The organism is Microcella alkaliphila (genome assembly GCF_004216855.1).
GTDB lineage: Bacteria > Actinomycetota > Actinomycetes > Actinomycetales > Microbacteriaceae > Microcella > Microcella alkaliphila.
In genome coordinates this window covers 172,849-188,997 of the sequence record NZ_SGXT01000014.1, presented here as the reverse complement: position 1 = coordinate 188,997, position 16,149 = coordinate 172,849, and the positions used below count along the sequence as shown (strand labels likewise).

Here is a 16,149-nt window from a genome sequence, read left to right as displayed (position 1 = left end):
ATGGAGAACCTCGCCAGCCTTTCGCTCGTCGCCGTCTACTCGGCCATGGGCGTCTACACCCTCGCCTTCATCGCCTTCACGCTCGACCTCGCGAAGCGCTCGGCCGAGGCCCCCGTGCCGGCGGCCGCCAGTGTGGCCGCCGGCGCCCCCCAGACATCGACGGTCGCCGCGGGTTCCGGCGGAACCGCCGTTCTCGATCGTGAGGATGCTCTGCTTCCCGAGGCGAGGGACGGCTCGCGCGGTGGGGCCACCGTCTACCAGCGTGTCGCCTTCGCTTTCGCGATCATCGGCTGGGTGCTTCACCTCGCCGCGACCCTGACGCGCGGTCTCGCGGCCGACCGCGTGCCGTGGGCGAACATGTTCGAGTTCGGCCTCACGGCGACGCTTGTCGGCATGGGCACGTTCCTCGGGGTGCAGCTGTGGAAAGACGTGCGCTACCTCGGGGCGTACATCACCGGATTCACCGTGCTCTCGCTCGGCATCGTCACGGTGAACTTCTACGTCGACGTCGTGCCGACACCACCGGCGCTGCAGTCAGCCTGGCTCGTGATCCACGTGCTCGTCGCCGTGCTCGCGACCGCGTTCTTCGCGATCGGCGCCGGTCTGTCGACGATGCAACTGCTGCGCCACCAGCGCGAGGTGCGCAAGACCGCGGGCCTCAAGTTCCTCGACACCGTGCCGGGGGCCTCCACGCTCGAGTCGCTTGCCTACCGCATCAACGTCGTCGGCTTCGTGTTCTGGACCTTCACCCTTGTCGCCGGCGCCATCTGGGCCGAGCGCGCCTGGGGCCGCTACTGGGGGTGGGACACGAAGGAGGTCTGGACCTTCATCATCTGGGTGCTCTTTGCCGGCTACGTCCACGCTCGCGCTACGCGTGGTTGGCGCGGCAACCGCTCGGCATGGCTGGCGATCATCGGCTTCAGCTCGGTGATCTTCAACTACACGATCGTGAACCTCTACTTCGAGGGCCTGCACAGCTACAGCGGTCTCTAGGTCGCGCCGACGACGAGCAGCTCACGACACCGGGCGATGCGGGCGCGCCACCATGCGGCGCGCTCGTCGGGCGCAGCGAGGCGAGCAAGAGCATCCTCGTCGATGTCGACGGCTGCGACCGGAATCGTGCCGTCCGTCGGAATGAGCGGCGTGCGCGTGACGTCGCTCAGCAGCAGCGCCGCCGTGCCGAGCCCGCAGTCGTAGGGCAACTCGGGCAGGCGGGCCGCCAGGGCGGCGCCCATCGCGAGGCCAACGCTCGTGTCGAGGGCGCTCGAGACGACGGCCGGCAGCCCCGCCTCGGCCACGATCGCGAGGGCGCGATCGATGCCACCGAGCGGCGCCGCCTTGATCACGACGAGGTCGACGGCGTCGGCCCTGGCCACCGCGATCGGGTCGCTCGCCTTGCGCACGCTCTCGTCGGCGGCGATGGGCACGTCGATGCGGCGGATGCGGCGCCGCAGCTCGGCGAGCTCGGCGACGCTCGCGCAGGGCTGCTCGACGTACTCGAGGTCGAACCGCTCGAGCTCGCGAATGGCGTGCTCGGCCTCATCGACGTTCCAGGCACCGTTTGCGTCGAGGCGGATCCGACCTGCGGGGCCCAGCAGCCGTCGCGTCTCGCGCACCCGGTCGACGTCGTCGGCGAGCGTCTGCCCGCGCTCCGCAACCTTGATTTTGACGGTGCGGCACTCGCCGAACCGGCTCAGTACGGCCGGGATGCGGTCGAGCGGCACGGCGGGCAGGGTCGCGTTCACGGGAATCTGGTCGCGCAGGGCGGGGGTCGACGGTGGCGCCCAGCCGGTCGCGATCGCGGCGGCGAGCCAGGTGGCGGCCTCCTGGTCGTCGTACTCGACGAAGGGGCTGAACTCGGCCCAGCCCTGCGGTCCGCGCAGCAGCACCGCCTCGCGGTGCTCGAGGCCGCGAAACCGCGTCGCGAGAGGGATGCGCACGACGTGGGAGTCGGCGAGGAGGGCGTCGACCGACGGGAGTTCGTGCCTGTCATCCCGTGTCGGTGCGTCCATCTGCTCAGTGTGGCAGGTGGCGCGTGACGTTTCTCAGGAGTTGGGCACCGCCACACCCGCAAAACCGGGGCCGCCAGGCGGCCGGGCCGGCTGTACTCCTGAGAAACGTCACGTCGCCGCGGCTCAGGTCGCGGGTGGGTGGCGGTCGTAGGCTTGCGGCATGGCCGACGCTGCGCAGGTATCTGAGACGTTCGACCCGTCGCGCTGGGTCGTGGCGCCCGGCTTCGACGAGCTCACCGACCTCACGTACCACCACGACACGTCCGGACGTATCGCCCGCATCGCGTTCGACCGGCCCGAGGTGCGCAACGCGTTCCGCCCGCACACGGTTGACGAGCTGTACCGGGCGCTCGACGATGCGCGGCAGAACCCCCGCATCGGCGTCGTGCTGCTGACCGGCAACGGGCCGAGCCCGAAGGACGGCGGCTGGGCGTTCTGCTCGGGCGGCGACCAGCGCATCCGCGGGCGGGCTGGATATCAGTACGCAGAAGGGGAGACGGCCGACACGGTCGACACGGCGAAGGCGTCGAGGCTGCACATCCTCGAGGTGCAGCGGCTCATCCGCTTCATGCCGAAGGTCGTGATCGCGCTGGTGCCCGGCTGGGCCGCCGGCGGCGGACACTCGTTGCACGTCGTCTGCGACATGACGATCGCGAGCCGCGAGCACGCCCGCTTCAAGCAGACCGACGCCGACGTGGGCTCGTTCGACGCCGGCTACGGCAGCGCCTACCTCGCCAAGCAGGTCGGGCAGAAGGTGGCGCGCGAGATCTTTTTCCTCGCCCGCGAGTACGACGCCGAGCGTGCGTACGAGATGGGCACCGTCAATGCGGTCGTGCCGCACGCCGAGCTCGAAAGCGCGGGGCTCGAGTGGGCAGAGACGATCCTCACCAAGTCGCCGACGGCGATCCGCATGCTCAAGTACGCGATGAACCTCACCGACGACGGGCTCGTCGGCCAGCAGCTGTTCGCGGGGGAGGCGACGCGGCTGGCGTACGGCACTGACGAGGCGGTCGAGGGGCGCGACTCGTTCCTCGAGAAGCGAGCTCCCGACTGGTCGCCGTTCCCCTGGCAGTACTGACGCGCATCCCCAGCCACCCCCGAGCGACCGACCAGCGGCGCGCGCTAGCGTGACCCTGTGACTCGCCCGCTCGCCGTCGTCGACTCGGCCGACCCGCTCGCCTGCCTTGCGGCCCTGCGCCACGCGCTCGCGGGCGACGGGCCCGCCGTGCTGTTCCGCGGCGGCGGGGTGAACCCCGTGCACACGGCCCCCCTCGAGGTCGAACAGCGCATCGCCCTCGTGGTCGAGACGAGCGGCACGACGGGCCGCCCGAAGCGCGTCGCGCTCAGCGCCGACGCCGTGCTCGCGAGCGCCGCCGCGTCGACCGGCGCGCTCGGCGAACCCGGTCAGTGGATGCTCGCCCTCCCCGTCCACTACATCGCCGGCAGCAACGTGCTCGCCCGCTCGCTCGCCTCCGGGGTCGACCCCGTGCCGATCGCGCCGGGGCGCATGGGCGCGACCGACGTCTTGGCGGCGATCGGCCGGTTCACCGAGAAGCACCGCTTCACGGCGCTCGTTCCCGCCCAGCTCAGTCGGCTGCTCGACGAGGCCGACGAGAACGCCGAGGTGGCGGCGGCGCTCGCCGGATTCGACCGCATCCTGGTCGGCGGCCAGGCCACCCCCGCGGCGCTCGTCGACCGCGCCCGCGCGCACGGATGGGCGATCACGCGCACGTACGGCTCGAGCGAGACCTGCGGCGGCGTTGTCTACGACGGCGTCCCGATCGGCCAGACCGAGGTGCGCATCACCGACGGCCGGGTTGAGCTTGGCGGGCCGACCCTCGCCGAGTACTACCTGGGCGACCCCGAGCGCACTGCTGACGCGTTTGTCGAGCACGACCAGCAGCGCTGGTACCGCACGGACGACGCCGGCGAGGTGGTCGACGGCGTGTTGCGCGTCACGGGCCGCATCGACGACGTGATTGTCTCCGGTGGCATGAAGGTGCGTCTCGCCGCCGTCGAGCGTCTCGTGCGCGAGCAGCCGGGCCTCGCCGACGCGGTCGTCGTCGCGGGGCACCACTCCGAGTGGGGCGAGGTTCCTATCGTGGTCACGACGACCCGCCCCGATCGGGATGCTCTCCGTCGCGTGGTCGGCGCAGCGCTCGGCCCCGAGGCGCGCCCCGACCGCATCGTCACGGTCGGCGCTCTGCCGCTGCTGCCGAGCGGCAAGCCTGATCGGCTGGCGATTGCCCGACTCGTCGCGGGGGAGGCCGCCGGGCCGTCCGGCTCCTAGAATCGGCCCGTGGCGAAGAGCACCCCGAAGAAGCGCGCGGCGAAGGCAGTACCCCGGAAGTCGGCAGCGTCGACGCGCCGGAAGACCGACCCCTCGCGCAGCGGCAACCCCGCGGCGGTGCGTCCGGCGACGGCCCGCGACTGGGTGGGCGGGGCGCGCCCGCGCACGCTGACCTTGGCGCTCGCCCCGGTCATCCTGGGTTCGGCGGTCGCGCGCTGGTTTTCGGCGTTCGATCCGGTGTTGGCGGGTTTGGCGCTCGCCGTCGCCGTCTTCCTGCAGGTCGGCGTGAACTACGCGAACGACTACAGCGACGGGGTGCGCGGCACCGACGCCGTGCGGGTTGGCCCGAGTCGTCTCACGGGCTCGGGCGCGGCGAAGCCTCGCACGGTACTGACTGTCGCGCTCGTGTTCTTCGGCCTCGCGGCGGCCGCGGGCCTCGCGATCGTCGTGCTCACCCAGCTGTGGTGGCTCATCGCGGTGGGCGCCGTCGCCATCGTCGCCGCCTGGTTCTACACGGGCGGGAAGCGCCCGTACGGCTACGCGGGCCTCGGCGAGCTGGTCGCGTTCGTGTTCTTCGGGCCGGTCGCGGTTGTCGGCACCACGTTCATCCAGACCGGTACCGCCCCGCTCGAGTCGTGGATCGCCGGCGTGCAGCTAGGCCTGTTCGCGGCCGCGATTCTGCTCGTCAACAACATCCGCGACATTGACCAGGATGCGCAGGTCGGCAAGCGCACGCTGGCGGTGCGTTTCGGATCGGTGCGCTCCCGCATCGTGTTCGTCGTGCTGCTGGCGCTGCCCTTCGCGGGGCTGGCGTGGTTCCTCTTCCTGTTCCCGGCGGCCCCGCTGGCGTTCTTCACATTGCTTATCACGCTGCCGGTAAGCCTCATCGTGGTGACGGCGCGCACCCCGCGGGAGTTGATCCTCGCCCTGCAGTTGACGAGCCTCGCGGCGCTCGTGTTCGCGGCCGCCCTCGGCGCCGCGATCGCGTTCTAGAGGCTTACGCTCGCGGAGGATCGCCGGGCGTCTCGCCGTCGAGCAGCGCGTCTTCTTCGGCCGTGTCGTCGTCGATATCGCCGCGGGCCGCGCGGGCACGGCGCTCGGCGATGTCGGTGGCGACGGCGGCGCGCAGCTTCGCGAAGCAGATGTACGAGATGGCGAGGGAGATGATCGCGGCAGCGAGGGCCGCGATCATGTAGTGCGGAAAGCCGGCGATCCCCATCGATTGCAGGGGCAGGCGCAGGAAGACCGCGAGGAGCGCGAACAGGGCAGCGAAGATGCCGAAGCGAAGCAGGCTGTAGACGATCCAGGGGCGCACGCCACCAGTCTACGGACGCGCCCCCGAGCATCCACCGGGCGCCGAGGGCGCACTCACGATGCATCCAGCGCTCGTGCGTACACTTCAGAGCATGGTCAGGTTCATCATCATCGGCGGTGTGGTCGCGGTCGCGTTCACCATCTACGCGCTCGTCGATGTGCTGATGACGGAGCGGTCGCGTGTGCGCGGGGTGGCGAAGCCCGCGTGGGCGCTGATCACGGTGCTGCTGCCGGTGATCGGCGGCGTGCTGTGGCTGACCGTTGGTAAGGCGAAGCGCGGCCCGCGACGCATGGCCCCACCCACGGCGCCCGACGACGACCCCACCTTCCTGAGCTCTCTCAGTGCGGAGGAGATTCAGCGTCGCGCCGAGCAAGACGAACGTCTGCGCCGCCTCGAGCAAGAACTGGCCGACCTGGAGGCGGAGGATGATGACGACGACACCCCCCGCGCCGGAACCGCCGGTTAGCGCCCCCACGAGCCCGGCCGCCGAGGCGGCCATGGCGCTCCTTCATGGGATGCACGCCCAGGGCCTCGAGCACGTGGTCGTCAGCCCCGGCTCGCGCTCTCAGGCGCTCGCGCTGGCCGCCGCGGCGCTGGATCGCGCCGGGCTCATCACCCTGCACGTGCGCATCGACGAGCGCGTGGCGGGCTTCACCGCCCTCGGCCTCGCCGTCGAGACGGGCCGTCCCGTCGCCGTGATCTGCACGTCGGGCACGGCCGTCGCGAACCTGCACCCGGCTGTTCTCGAGGCGCACCACTCCGGCGTGCCCCTCATCCTGCTGACGGCCGACCGGCCGGCCGAGCTGCGCGGCATCGGCGCGAACCAGACGACCAACCAGGTCGGCATCTTCGGCGACATGGTCGCCGCCGACTGGGACGTTCCCGCCCCGACCGGCGACCCCGGCGAGCTCGATGAGGTGCGCGACCTCGCCGAGCTGGCCCTGCGCGCGGCCGCCGACGGCCCCGTGCACCTGAACCTCGCCTACCGCGAGCCGCTGAGTGGGGGCGAGCCGAGCATCCCGACCGCCCTGCCGACCGGCGACGCGGGCGATGGTGACGGGGATGCTCACCCCCTCTGGCAGCGCACCCTCGGCCCCGAGGTGGTCGACCTCGAGCCCGACGACGCGACCGTCGTCATCGCCGGCCACGGCGCCGGCGCGCTCGCCGAAGATCTGGCTGTCAGGCTCGGCGCCCCGCTCATCGCCGAGGTGTCAAGCGGCGCGCGCTTCGGCCGGCACGCGGTCGTCGCCTACCGCGAGGTGTTGCGCGGCCCGCACGGCGAGGCGGTCGGGCGCGCCGTCGTGCTCGGCCACCCGACGCTCAGCCGCGAGGTGCCTGCGCTGCTCGAGCGCGACGACGTCGAGGTGATCGTCGTGCGAGCCCCCGGCGCCGACGCGTACAACCCCGGCCGCAGGGCTCGCGTCGTCGATGACGTGCGGGTGATCGGAAAGCCCGACCCGCAGGTGGTGCGCCGCTGGGTCGGGGGGTGGGTGGCGATGAGCCGCGCCGTGCTCGAGTCGACGGCGCCGGACGATCCGGCGCCCGATCTCGAGCAGTCCGCCTCGACCGACATGAGCGTGCGCCTCGCCTTCGCGAAAGCCGAGGCCGCGATCCTCCGCCAGCCTGTCGACCGACAGATGCTCGTGCGCGCCGTGTGGGCATCCACCTGGCCGCATGATCGCCTCGTGATGGCCGCATCGCGCCTCATCCGCGAGGCGGACCGGCTCGTGCCGGGCAAGAACATCGCCGTGCACGCGAACCGTGGCCTCGCCGGCATCGACGGCACGATCGCGACGGCGACGGGCATCGCCCTCGCCGCGCAGGCGCATGCCGGGCCGCAGCCCGGCACGACCCGCGTGCTGCTCGGCGACCTCGCGCTCATCCACGACGCGGGCGCCCTGCTCGTGCCCCTCCCCGAGCGCGTACGCGTGCACCTGTTCGTCGGCAACGACCGCGGCGGCACGATCTTCGACCAGCTCGAGGTGGCCGCGACCGCGAACCCCAACGACTACGAGCGCGTAATGCGTACACCCCACGCGGTCGACATCGCCGCGCTCGCCGCCGCGGGCGGCTGGGCCTACCGGAAGGCCGCCACCCGCGCCGACCTCGACGACGCCCTCACCGCCCCCGAGCCCCTGCTCGTCGTCGAGGTGCCGCTCGACACACTCGACCCGGTCGACGAGTCCGCGTAGCGTCGCCAGCATGATCGAACTGCTGCGCGCCAACGCCCTGACCCGCCTCGCCGACCGCGACCCTAACGCGACGCCCGGCTTCGACGGCGACAAGGCTGCGGGGCAGGAAGCGCTCGCCGCCGGCGTCAGCCACCTGGGAAACCTACAGGAACGACTGTTCGCCGCTAGCACGGCGGGCGAGCGTCGCCGCGTGCTGCTCGTGCTGCAGGGCATGGACTCCGCCGGCAAGGGCGGTATCGTGCGCCACGTGGTCGGCTCCGTCGACCCGCAGGGCGTGCACCTCGCCACCTTCAAGAAGCCGACCGAGAAGGAACTCAGTCACCACTTTCTCTGGCGCATCGAGCGCGAGTTGCCGCCCGTCGGCCGCATCGGGGTCTTCGACCGCTCGCACTACGAAGACGTGCTGATCGGGCGGGTACGCGAGCTCGCGCCGGCCGCCGAGATCGAGCAGCGCTACGACGACATCGTCGAGTTCGAGCGGCGCCTCGTGCGCACGGGCATCAGCGTCGTCAAGGTCATGCTGCACATCTCGCCCGACGAGCAGAAGGCGCGGCTCACCGAGCGCCTGGAGCGGCCGGACAAGCACTGGAAGTACACGACCAACGACATCGCCGAGCGGATGCTGTGGGACGACTACGAGCGCGCGTACGAGCTCGCGATCCAACGCACATCGACCGACGAGGCGCCCTGGCACGTGGTTCCCGGCAACCGCAAGTGGTACGCACGCCTTGCCGTGCAGGCGCTGCTCACCGACGCGCTCGAACGCATCGACCCGCAGTGGCCGAGCGCGACGTACGACGTCGACGAGCAGAAAGAGCGGCTCGCCGCGACCTGACCCTCGCGCTACCGCAGCGCGTCGGCGATGGGCCGGAACTTCATCCGCGTCTCGGCGAGTTCCGCGACCGGGTCGGAGTCGATGACGATACCGGCGCCGGCGTGCGCCACGAGCATCCCGTCGTCGTCGATGTGCGCGCAGCGCAGCGCGATGACCCACTCGCCGTCGCCGTCCTGGTCGATCCAGCCGACGGGGCCGGCGTAGCGGCCGCGGTCGAACGGCTCGAGTTCGGCGATCAGGGCGAGCGCCGCGTCCGTGGGAGAGCCCGCGACGGCGGCCGTCGGGTGCAGGGCCGCGACCAGGTCGAGCCCGCTCGAGTCTTCGGCGAGCTCGAGCTCGACGTCGGTCGCGAGGTGCCACAGGTTCGGCAGCTTCAGCGTGAACGGAGCCTCACTCGCGGTCACCGCCGTCACGTGCGGGCGCACGGTCTTCAGTACGCTCTGCACGGCGAACTCGTGCTCGTCGAGGTCCTTCTGACTCGTCGCGAGCTGTGTGGCGGCCGCAGCATCCTCGGCGGCGTCGGCCCCGCGGGCGGTCGAGCCCGCCAGCACGCGCGCGCTCGCCTCGCGGGCGTGCACGCTCACGAGCGTCTCCGGGCTCGCACCGATCAGCCCGTCGACGGCGAAGGCGAGCGTGTCGGGGTAGGCCTCGGCAAGCTCCGTCACGATGGCGCGGCGGTCGGCATCGGCCGGGATGCTCGCGGTCGCGTCCCGCGCGATCACCACCTTCTCGACGTCGCCGGCCCGGATGCGCTCGACCGCCCGGCCGACCGTCGCCACGAAGTCGTCGCGGCTGAGGGTCGCCGCGGTGAGCGTCGCTCGCGGGCGCTCGCCGATGGGCGTCTCGGCCGGAAGGCGCCCAGCGCCCGGCACTGGCTCGGCGTCGGCCGACTGCTCGCCCGTGCCGGTCACCGAGATGCGCGTCACCCACGCCACCCCATCGCGCCGTCCGACGATCGTCTCGGGTACCACGAGAACGCTCGCCGCGCCCGAGTCGTCGGCGAACGCGAAGCTGCCGAACGCGACGAGCCCCGAGCCCGCGCGGTGCACCGGGTCAGCCACCTCGGCGGCGTCAGCGAGCGTGCGCCAGGTGCGGGCAGCATCCGCGAATCTGCTCGCCCCACGGAACTCGCCGCGCCACACCTCGCCGATGCCGACGATCCCGTCGCCGCGGCGCAGCGCGACCAGGGGATGCGCGGGGTCGGCAAACCCCATCAACGGTCCGTCGAGTGCAACCACCGTCGTCACGGCCCGCAGACGCACCGCGGGAGGGGGGCTCGACGTCACCCTCTGAGGCTACTCCGCACACCGGGGCTCCCCAGGCCGCTCACGGCGAACCTCGGGCGAGCACTCACTAGACTCGGGCTGTGACAAAGGCCGATCTGAGCAAGCAGCCGAGCGCCGTCGCCGCCATGTTCGACGACGTGGCGCCGCGGTACGACCGGGCAAACGCCGTGCTCTCGGTCGGAAACTCGGCCCTATGGCGCATTGCCACCGTGCGTGCCGTCGACCCGCAACCGGGCGAGCGCATCCTCGACATCGCCGCCGGAACCGGAACGAGCTCGGCCGCCTTCGCGAAGTCCGGCGCGACCGTCGTCGGGGTCGACTTCTCGGAGGGTATGGTCGCCGAGGGGCGCCGCCGCCACCCGCAGCTCGAGTTCGTCGTCGGCGACGCCGAGCAGCTGCCGTTCGGCGACGACGAGTTCGACGCCGTCACCATCAGCTTCGGGCTGCGCAACGTACAGCGCCCGCAGAAGGCGCTCGCCGAGATGTATCGGGTCACGAAGCCCGGCGGTCGCATCGTCATCACCGAGTTCTCGCGCCCGCCGATCGGCGTTTTGCGCGCTGGCTACCACGCCTATTTGAAGCACGTGATGCCGCACATTGCGAAGGTCACCAGCTCAAACGCCGACGCCTACGAGTACCTGTTCGAGTCGATCGCCGACTGGCCCGACCAGGCCACCCTCTGCCAATGGATGCGCGCGGCCGGGTTCACGCGCGTCGCGTACCGCAATCTCACCACCGGCGTCGTCGCCATGCACCGCGGCCGCAAGCCGCTCGATTCGGCGATCCGTGCATCCGTTGCGAAGCGCCGTCGCGCGCGCTCCGCCTCCTCCGCCTCGGCCGCCGCCGAGTGACCCCGACCACTCTCAACGATCGGCCGACCGTGACCCCGAGTACCCCGCTCGCACGCCGCAGCAAGACGCTCTCGGCGTCGCTCGGCCTCGGCGAAAAGCTGTTCGCGTCCAGTGAAGAGCGCCGCTTCGCCGACGCCATCGAGCAGGGGCTCGAGAAGGTCGAAGCAGGCCTGCTGCGCGAGGTCAGCTTCGCCGACGACATGGCCGACGTCACCTCGCGCTATCTGCTGGAGGCCGGCGGCAAGCGCATCCGCCCCGTGCTGACGCTGCTCACCGCGCAGCTCGGCGACGGCGCCATCGACGACGTGATCACCGCCGCCCAGGCGATCGAGATCACCCACCTCGCGTCGCTCTACCACGACGACGTCATGGACGAGGCTGAGATGCGCCGCGGTGTGCCGAGCGCGCAGAGCGTGTGGGGCAACTCGGTCGCGATCCTCACCGGTGATCTGCTGTTCGCCCGGGCGTCGAAGCTCGTCGCGAGCCTCGGCGAGCGCTCCATCAAGCTGCAGGCCGACACCTTTGAGCGGCTGTGCCTCGGCCAGCTGCACGAGACCCTCGGCCCGCGGCCCGACGACGACGCCGTCGAGCACTACCTGCAGGTGCTCGCCGACAAGACCGGCTCGCTCATCGCCGCCGCCGCTCAGATGGGCGTCATCTTCTCGAACGCGTGCGACGAGTACGCCGAGCCTGTCGTCGCCTTCGGCGAGAAGATCGGCGTCGCCTTCCAGCTGGTCGACGACGTGATCGACCTCTCCGAGCCCGACGCCGAGACCGGCAAACCGCAGGGCACCGACCTGCGCTCCGGAGTCGCGACCCTGCCGCTGCTGTACTTGCGCCGCGAGGCGATGACCGACGCCGACGCGGCGGCGCTGCTGTTGCGCATCGAGCAGAGCGTCAACGGTGCCGACGACGAGTCCGACCCGGTGCTCGAGGCAGAGTTCGCCGCCGCCGTCGCTGAACTGCGCGCGCACCCCGTCACCGAGCGCACTTACGACGAGGCGCGCCGCTGGGCGTCCGACGCGGTTGCCGCACTCGACACCCTGCCCGCCGGGCCGGTGAAGAAGGCGCTGACGAAGTTCGCCGAGGCCGTCGTCGATCGCAGCCGGTAGAGTCAGCCGCATTTTGCCCACCGATCAGTTGAAGGAACCCCCTCGAGCATGAGCAAGCTGCGTCTCGCCATCGTCGGAGCCGGACCCGCCGGCATTTACGCCGCCGACATCCTGCTGAAGCACGAGCGCTCATTCGAGGTGTCGATCGACCTGTTCGACCGCCTGCCCGCGCCCTACGGCCTGGTGCGTTACGGCGTCGCGCCCGACCACCCGCGCATCAAGGGCATCACCAACGCGCTGCGCGAGGTGCTCGACTCGGGTGACATCCGCGTGTTCGGCAACGTCAACTACGGCACCGACATCACGCTCGACGACCTGAAGCGGCACTACAACGCGGTCATCTTCGCAACCGGCGCGATCAAGGATGCTGACCTCACCATTCCGGGGATCGACTTGGATGGCTCGTACGGCGCCGCCGACTTCGTCAGCTGGTATGACGGGCACCCGGATGTTCCGCGCGAGTGGCCGCTGGAGGCCCGCTCGGTTGCCGTCATCGGCAATGGGAACGTCGCCCTGGACGTGGCGCGCATCTTGGCGAAGCACCCGCAGGACCTGTTGCCGACGGAGATCCCCGACAACGTGCATGCCGGCTTGGAGGCGTCGCCGGTGACGGACGTGCACGTGTTTGGGCGCCGGGGGCCCATGCAGGTGAAGTTCACGCCGCTGGAGCTGCGCGAGCTGGGCGAGCTGAACGACGTCGACATGATCGTGTACGACGAGGACTTCGACTACGACGATGCGTCGCGGGCGGCGATCCAGTCGAACAAGCAGTTGTTCGTGATCGACAAGGTGTTTTCGCAGTGGAGGGCGCGCGAGACCGGTTCTGCGTCGCGGCGTTTGCACCTGCACTTCTACGCGAAGCCGGTGGAGGTGCTCGGCTCGGATGGCCGGGTGTCGGCGTTCCGGTACGAGCGCACCCGCCCGGACGGTGCCGGTGGCGTGGTGGGTACGGGCGAGTTCCGCGAGGTTCCGGTGCAGGCGGTGTACCGCGCGGTGGGTTACTTCGGTTCGCCGTTGGATGGGATTCCGTACGACGAGCGCCACGGCGTGATTCCGAATCACGAGGGCCAGGTGTTGGCTGACGATAACGCGCTGATGCCGGGTGTGTACGCCACCGGGTGGATCAAGCGTGGCCCGGTCGGCCTGATCGGTCACACGAAGTCGGACGCGATGGAGACGATCAAGCACCTGGTGAAGGATCAGGGCTCGTGGTGGCAGCCGGCGGAGCCGGACGAGCAGGCGGTGCTGGATCTGCTGCAGTCGCGAGGTGTGCTCTTCACGGACCTCGAGGGCTGGCACCGCTTGGACGCGCATGAGCGCGAGCTGGGTGATGCTCGGGGTCGCGAGCGCATCAAGGTGGTCCCGCGCGACGAGATGGTGCGCATCAGCCGCGACTGAGTCTGGCGAGTTCGTCGCGCCGGGCGGCCGCACAGGTCGCTGCCTGACGGTGTGCGAGTTCGAGCGGCACGGCCCAGCTGTTTTCTGCGGCGTCATCGGCGTTGTGCCAGTGGATGATGGGCGCCTCGGGTTCTGTCGATGGCACTGGGGTCGTAGTGCCTGCTTGCGGGCGCCGCTGACGCGGGTGCCGATGATCGTGCATAGCGATGTGGATCGGCTCGCCGATCGGCTCGCCCGCGTACCACCGGATGGCGCTGATGCACGCGAGCGGTCCGCCTGCCTTCCACGCGCGGCGGACGTCGTCAGGTAATTCGGGCACGCAGTACCAGCCGTGGCGCAGTCGCTCAGGGCGACCCCAGTAGCCGTACGCGATGCGGAGTTCGTCGTCCGTCCACCCCGCCTGGAGCAGGTCGGATCGCCTGACAATCCCACCCCGGTGGCGGATGAACGCGTCAAACCCGTCGAAGCCGCCCGCGTCTCGCGGATTCCATCCCGCGCTGGCCCGCGCGTCTCGCTCCCGTGACATGGATGCAGTGTGCCGAGATGCGCTCGCTCGCCCTGCCCGCCTTGGCGAACTCGGGGACTACCGTGCCGAGGTGCTCCGCGGGAGGAGTGACCGGTGACCCAACCCCGTGAACCTGCCTACCCCCTCCAGCCCCTTCCAAAGACGCGGAAACCCGAACCGACTCCCCGACCGGCCCCTTCCGAAATCTCGGGAACGCGAAACGCAGCTCAATCCGCGCTTCCGAAACGGCGGAGATGCGAAGGCGTCTCTGTTACGGAAAGGTGATGGAGATTCGTTCTACCGCGTCTTTGGAAGGCGGTGGAGGGGGTAGGGGTTGGTCCGAGCCGAGCCGAGCCGAGCCGAGCCGAGCCGAGCCGAGCCGAGCCGAGCCGAGCCGAGCCGAGCCGAGCCGAGCCGAGCCGAGCCGAGCCGAGCCACCTAGTGGCTGCTGTAGTGCTTCCAGGAGAGGGCGACGAGCTCGCGCAGTACGTCCCGGTCAATGGCGTCGAGTCGGCGCACGTACACGCAGTCAACCCCGCGGCGATGCGGGCCCAACCGGTCGAGCAGCTCGATCGCTCCCTCAGCGGTCTGCAACCCGTACAGAGACAATTCCGCCTTGCGGGGCGAGAATCCCGCCTTCGGCCACACGCCCGAGTGCCCGCTCGCATACGTGTACTCGTACTCGCCGAAGCCGATGATGCTCGGCCCCCACATCACCGGCTCCTCGCCCGTGACGTCGCGGAAGAGCGCGACCAGTTCGCCGCCCTCGGACGCGCGCCGAGCATCCAAGCCCGCCAGGAAATCCTCGACAGGAACATCCGTCGGCAACGTCTTCTGCGCCATAGAGCGATGATGCCCTACTGAACGGTCGCCGTCACCCGAGCGAGCGTGTCAAACGCCGCCATGTGTCGCGGCCGCTTCTGCCACTCATCCAGCGTCAGCTCGTGCGAGTTCTCGCGGTAGAGCTGCTCGACCCGGCGCAGATCCGCGATGATCTGCGCACCGCGCACCATCACCGACACCTCCAGGTTCAGGCTGAACGAGCGCATATCCATGTTGCTCGACCCGATCACCGCCACCTGGTCGTCGATCGTCACGTGCTTGGCATGCAAAACGGTCGGCGCGCGGTACAGCCAAATGCGCACACCCGCCTTCAACAGCGCCTCGTAGTACGAGCGCTGCGCGTGAAACACCATCGGCTGGTCGCCGATCTCCGAAACAAACAACTGCACGTCCAGGCCGCTCTGCGCCGCCGTCGTAATCGCGTACAGCATCGACTCGTCGGGCACGAAATACGGCGAACAGATCTGAATCTGGTGCTGCGCGGCGTAGACCAGCGAGTTGAACAGGCGGAGATTGTTCTCACCCTCGAACGCCGGACCGCTCGGCACCACCTGCGCGTCGACGTCGTCCTCCGGCAACTCTTTCGGAATCGACGCCGTCTCACGCAGCAGCAGCTCGTCCGTCTCCGAATACCAGTCCGTCGCAAACAGCGCGTCGATACCCGTCACGATCGGACCCTCGAAGCGCACCATCAGCTCGCGCCACTCGAGCGTTCCCGCCCAGTGCTTCTTGCGCTTGTAGCCGCGCTCGATCAGGTTCTGTGACCCCGTGAACGCGACCCGACCATCCACGATCAAGAACTTGCGGTGATTGCGCAGATCGGGGCGTTGCCACTGGCCACGCCACGGCCGCACCGGCAGCATCGCGTGAAACTCTGCACCGGTCTCGCGCAGGCGCGCGAGCGTGCGCCGGTATCCGGGCACGCGCACCGTCGCGATGTGGTCGAACAGGATGCGGACGGTGACGCCCCGCGCCACGGCGTCCTCAACGGCCGCGAAGAACGGCTCCGTCTCGTGGTCGAACGACACGATGTAGAACTCGACGTGCACGGTCTTCGTCGCGGCGTCGACCTCCGCTGTCATCGCCGCGAACGAGGCGCTGTAGTCGGTGATGATCTCGGCCGAATTGTCTCCGACGAGCGGCATCGCCCCGAGCGACCGGTTCAGCTCGACGATCGGCTCCAGCCACGGCGGCCACGGGTTGTCGCGCGAAACGCGATCCATGCCCTCCGTGGTGTCGATGATGTACTCGTTGATCTCGCGCTGCTTCTCGCGTCGCGACTTCGGCAACCGTCGCGAGCCGAACAGCAGGAAGAGAATGAACCCGACGTACGGCAGAAAGAAGATCGCCAACAGCCACGCCATCGCGGTCTGCGGGCGCCGGTTCCGCGGCACGACGAATAGCGCCACGATGCGGATCGTGATGTCGACAGCGATCAAGATCACCGTCACCACGAGCGCGATGGTCGACATGTTGTCGACTGCCTCAGCCATGCGCGGAGTCTAGCGAC

Annotated in this window: 16 protein-coding genes; 10 read left to right on the top strand and 6 right to left on the bottom strand. The window is 70.1% G+C overall.

The features are described 5' to 3' along the window. Positions 1-993, top strand: a complete 993-nt coding sequence (gene ccsB / locus EV140_RS06590; RefSeq protein ID WP_241971350.1) for a c-type cytochrome biogenesis protein CcsB — start codon at positions 1-3, stop codon at positions 991-993. On the opposite strand, the gene EV140_RS06585 is transcribed toward ccsB, so the two are convergent. Further along, a complete protein-coding gene (locus EV140_RS06585; RefSeq protein WP_130282260.1) occupies positions 990-2,012 on the bottom strand; it encodes an o-succinylbenzoate synthase in 1,023 nt (340 codons plus the stop codon). The genes ccsB and EV140_RS06585 overlap by 4 nt on opposite strands. 160 nt (positions 2,013-2,172) lie before the next feature. Here EV140_RS06585 and EV140_RS06580 point away from each other — a divergent pair, with 160 nt between their 5' ends. Genes EV140_RS06580 through EV140_RS06570 form a run of 3 tightly spaced genes read left to right on the top strand, consistent with a single transcriptional unit; the run spans position 2,173 to position 5,295 of the window. Then, complete coding sequence (locus tag EV140_RS06580) at positions 2,173-3,090, top strand: 1,4-dihydroxy-2-naphthoyl-CoA synthase (protein ID WP_130282258.1); 918 nt, start codon at positions 2,173-2,175, stop codon at positions 3,088-3,090. A gap of 57 nt (positions 3,091-3,147) precedes the next feature. Further along, entirely contained in the window at positions 3,148-4,302 is a 1,155-nt protein-coding gene (locus EV140_RS06575; RefSeq protein WP_130282256.1) for an AMP-binding protein, read from the top strand. 9 nt (positions 4,303-4,311) lie between these two features. After that, positions 4,312-5,295 carry a 1,4-dihydroxy-2-naphthoate polyprenyltransferase gene (locus tag EV140_RS06570; RefSeq protein WP_130282254.1) on the top strand — a complete coding sequence of 328 codons (984 nt, stop codon included), beginning with the start codon at positions 4,312-4,314 and terminating at the stop codon, positions 5,293-5,295. A gap of 4 nt (positions 5,296-5,299) precedes the next feature. Here the strand turns inward: EV140_RS06570 and EV140_RS06565 are convergent, their stop codons facing one another. Continuing rightward, on the bottom strand, positions 5,300-5,617 hold the full coding sequence (locus EV140_RS06565; protein WP_130282252.1) for a DUF4229 domain-containing protein: 318 nt from the start codon (positions 5,615-5,617) through the stop codon (positions 5,300-5,302). Positions 5,618-5,708: 91 nt separating this feature from the next. On the opposite strand from EV140_RS06565, the gene EV140_RS06560 reads away from it, so the two are divergent. The 3 genes from EV140_RS06560 to EV140_RS06550 are packed head-to-tail and all read left to right on the top strand — an operon-like array spanning position 5,709 to position 8,644. Further along, the gene (locus EV140_RS06560) at positions 5,709-6,083 is read left to right on the top strand and encodes a PLD nuclease N-terminal domain-containing protein (RefSeq protein WP_130282250.1); all 375 of its coding nucleotides are present in this window, start codon (positions 5,709-5,711) and stop codon (positions 6,081-6,083) included. Next, positions 6,046-7,809, top strand: coding sequence for a 2-succinyl-5-enolpyruvyl-6-hydroxy-3-cyclohexene-1-carboxylic-acid synthase (gene menD, locus EV140_RS06555; RefSeq protein WP_130282247.1), 1,764 nt, complete (start codon positions 6,046-6,048; stop codon positions 7,807-7,809). Before EV140_RS06560 ends, menD begins: the two co-directional genes overlap by 38 nt. Before the next feature lie 10 nt (positions 7,810-7,819). Beyond that, positions 7,820-8,644 (top strand): PPK2 family polyphosphate kinase, encoded by an 825-nt coding sequence (locus EV140_RS06550; protein WP_130282245.1) that lies wholly within the window; start codon positions 7,820-7,822, stop codon positions 8,642-8,644. An 8-nt stretch (positions 8,645-8,652) separates the two neighbouring features. Here the strand turns inward: EV140_RS06550 and EV140_RS06545 are convergent, their stop codons facing one another. Beyond that, positions 8,653-9,858, bottom strand: coding sequence for an isochorismate synthase (locus tag EV140_RS06545; protein ID WP_130282498.1), 1,206 nt, complete (start codon positions 9,856-9,858; stop codon positions 8,653-8,655). Between the two features lie 152 nt (positions 9,859-10,010). Between EV140_RS06545 and EV140_RS06540 the strand changes: the two genes are divergently transcribed. The 3 genes from EV140_RS06540 to EV140_RS06530 are packed head-to-tail and all read left to right on the top strand — an operon-like array spanning position 10,011 to position 13,291. Further along, positions 10,011-10,781: a demethylmenaquinone methyltransferase gene (locus tag EV140_RS06540; RefSeq protein ID WP_130282243.1), complete on the top strand. Its 771-nt coding sequence runs from the start codon at positions 10,011-10,013 to the stop codon at positions 10,779-10,781. A gap of 29 nt (positions 10,782-10,810) precedes the next feature. Next, positions 10,811-11,893, top strand: a complete 1,083-nt coding sequence (locus EV140_RS06535; RefSeq protein WP_130282241.1) for a polyprenyl synthetase family protein — start codon at positions 10,811-10,813, stop codon at positions 11,891-11,893. Between the two features lie 48 nt (positions 11,894-11,941). Further along, a complete protein-coding gene (locus tag EV140_RS06530) occupies positions 11,942-13,291 on the top strand; it encodes an FAD-dependent oxidoreductase (RefSeq protein WP_130282239.1) in 1,350 nt (449 codons plus the stop codon). Here EV140_RS06530 and EV140_RS06525 read toward each other — a convergent pair. The 3 genes from EV140_RS06525 to cls form a co-directional block, all read right to left on the bottom strand. Next, entirely contained in the window at positions 13,278-13,817 is a 540-nt protein-coding gene (locus tag EV140_RS06525) for a hypothetical protein (RefSeq protein ID WP_130282237.1), read from the bottom strand. The two genes, EV140_RS06530 and EV140_RS06525, sit on opposite strands and share 14 nt — an antisense overlap. A gap of 417 nt (positions 13,818-14,234) precedes the next feature. Further along, positions 14,235-14,639 (bottom strand): DUF1801 domain-containing protein, encoded by a 405-nt coding sequence (locus tag EV140_RS06520; protein WP_130282235.1) that lies wholly within the window; start codon positions 14,637-14,639, stop codon positions 14,235-14,237. Between the two features lie 14 nt (positions 14,640-14,653). Continuing rightward, positions 14,654-16,132, bottom strand: a complete 1,479-nt coding sequence (cls, locus tag EV140_RS06515; protein ID WP_241971330.1) for a cardiolipin synthase — start codon at positions 16,130-16,132, stop codon at positions 14,654-14,656. Between the last annotated feature and the right edge of the window lie 17 nt (positions 16,133-16,149).

What these genes read in the sequence shown, in the direction of transcription:
- ccsB (WP_241971350.1), top strand. Translation starts at nt 1, where the DNA reads ATGGAGAACCTCGCCAGCCTTTCGCTCGTCGCCGTCTACTCGGCCATG.
- EV140_RS06585 (WP_130282260.1), bottom strand. Translation starts at nt 2,012, where the DNA reads ATGGACGCACCGACACGGGATGACAGGCACGAACTCCCGTCGGTCGAC.
- EV140_RS06580 (WP_130282258.1), top strand. Translation starts at nt 2,173, where the DNA reads ATGGCCGACGCTGCGCAGGTATCTGAGACGTTCGACCCGTCGCGCTGG.
- EV140_RS06560 (WP_130282250.1), top strand. Translation starts at nt 5,709, where the DNA reads ATGGTCAGGTTCATCATCATCGGCGGTGTGGTCGCGGTCGCGTTCACC.
- menD (WP_130282247.1), top strand. Translation starts at nt 6,046, where the DNA reads ATGACGACGACACCCCCCGCGCCGGAACCGCCGGTTAGCGCCCCCACG.
- EV140_RS06550 (WP_130282245.1), top strand. Translation starts at nt 7,820, where the DNA reads ATGATCGAACTGCTGCGCGCCAACGCCCTGACCCGCCTCGCCGACCGC.
- EV140_RS06545 (WP_130282498.1), bottom strand. Translation starts at nt 9,858, where the DNA reads ATGGGGTTTGCCGACCCCGCGCATCCCCTGGTCGCGCTGCGCCGCGGC.
- EV140_RS06530 (WP_130282239.1), top strand. Translation starts at nt 11,942, where the DNA reads ATGAGCAAGCTGCGTCTCGCCATCGTCGGAGCCGGACCCGCCGGCATT.
- EV140_RS06525 (WP_130282237.1), bottom strand. Translation starts at nt 13,817, where the DNA reads ATGTCACGGGAGCGAGACGCGCGGGCCAGCGCGGGATGGAATCCGCGA.
- EV140_RS06520 (WP_130282235.1), bottom strand. Translation starts at nt 14,639, where the DNA reads ATGGCGCAGAAGACGTTGCCGACGGATGTTCCTGTCGAGGATTTCCTG.
- cls (WP_241971330.1), bottom strand. Translation starts at nt 16,132, where the DNA reads ATGGCTGAGGCAGTCGACAACATGTCGACCATCGCGCTCGTGGTGACG.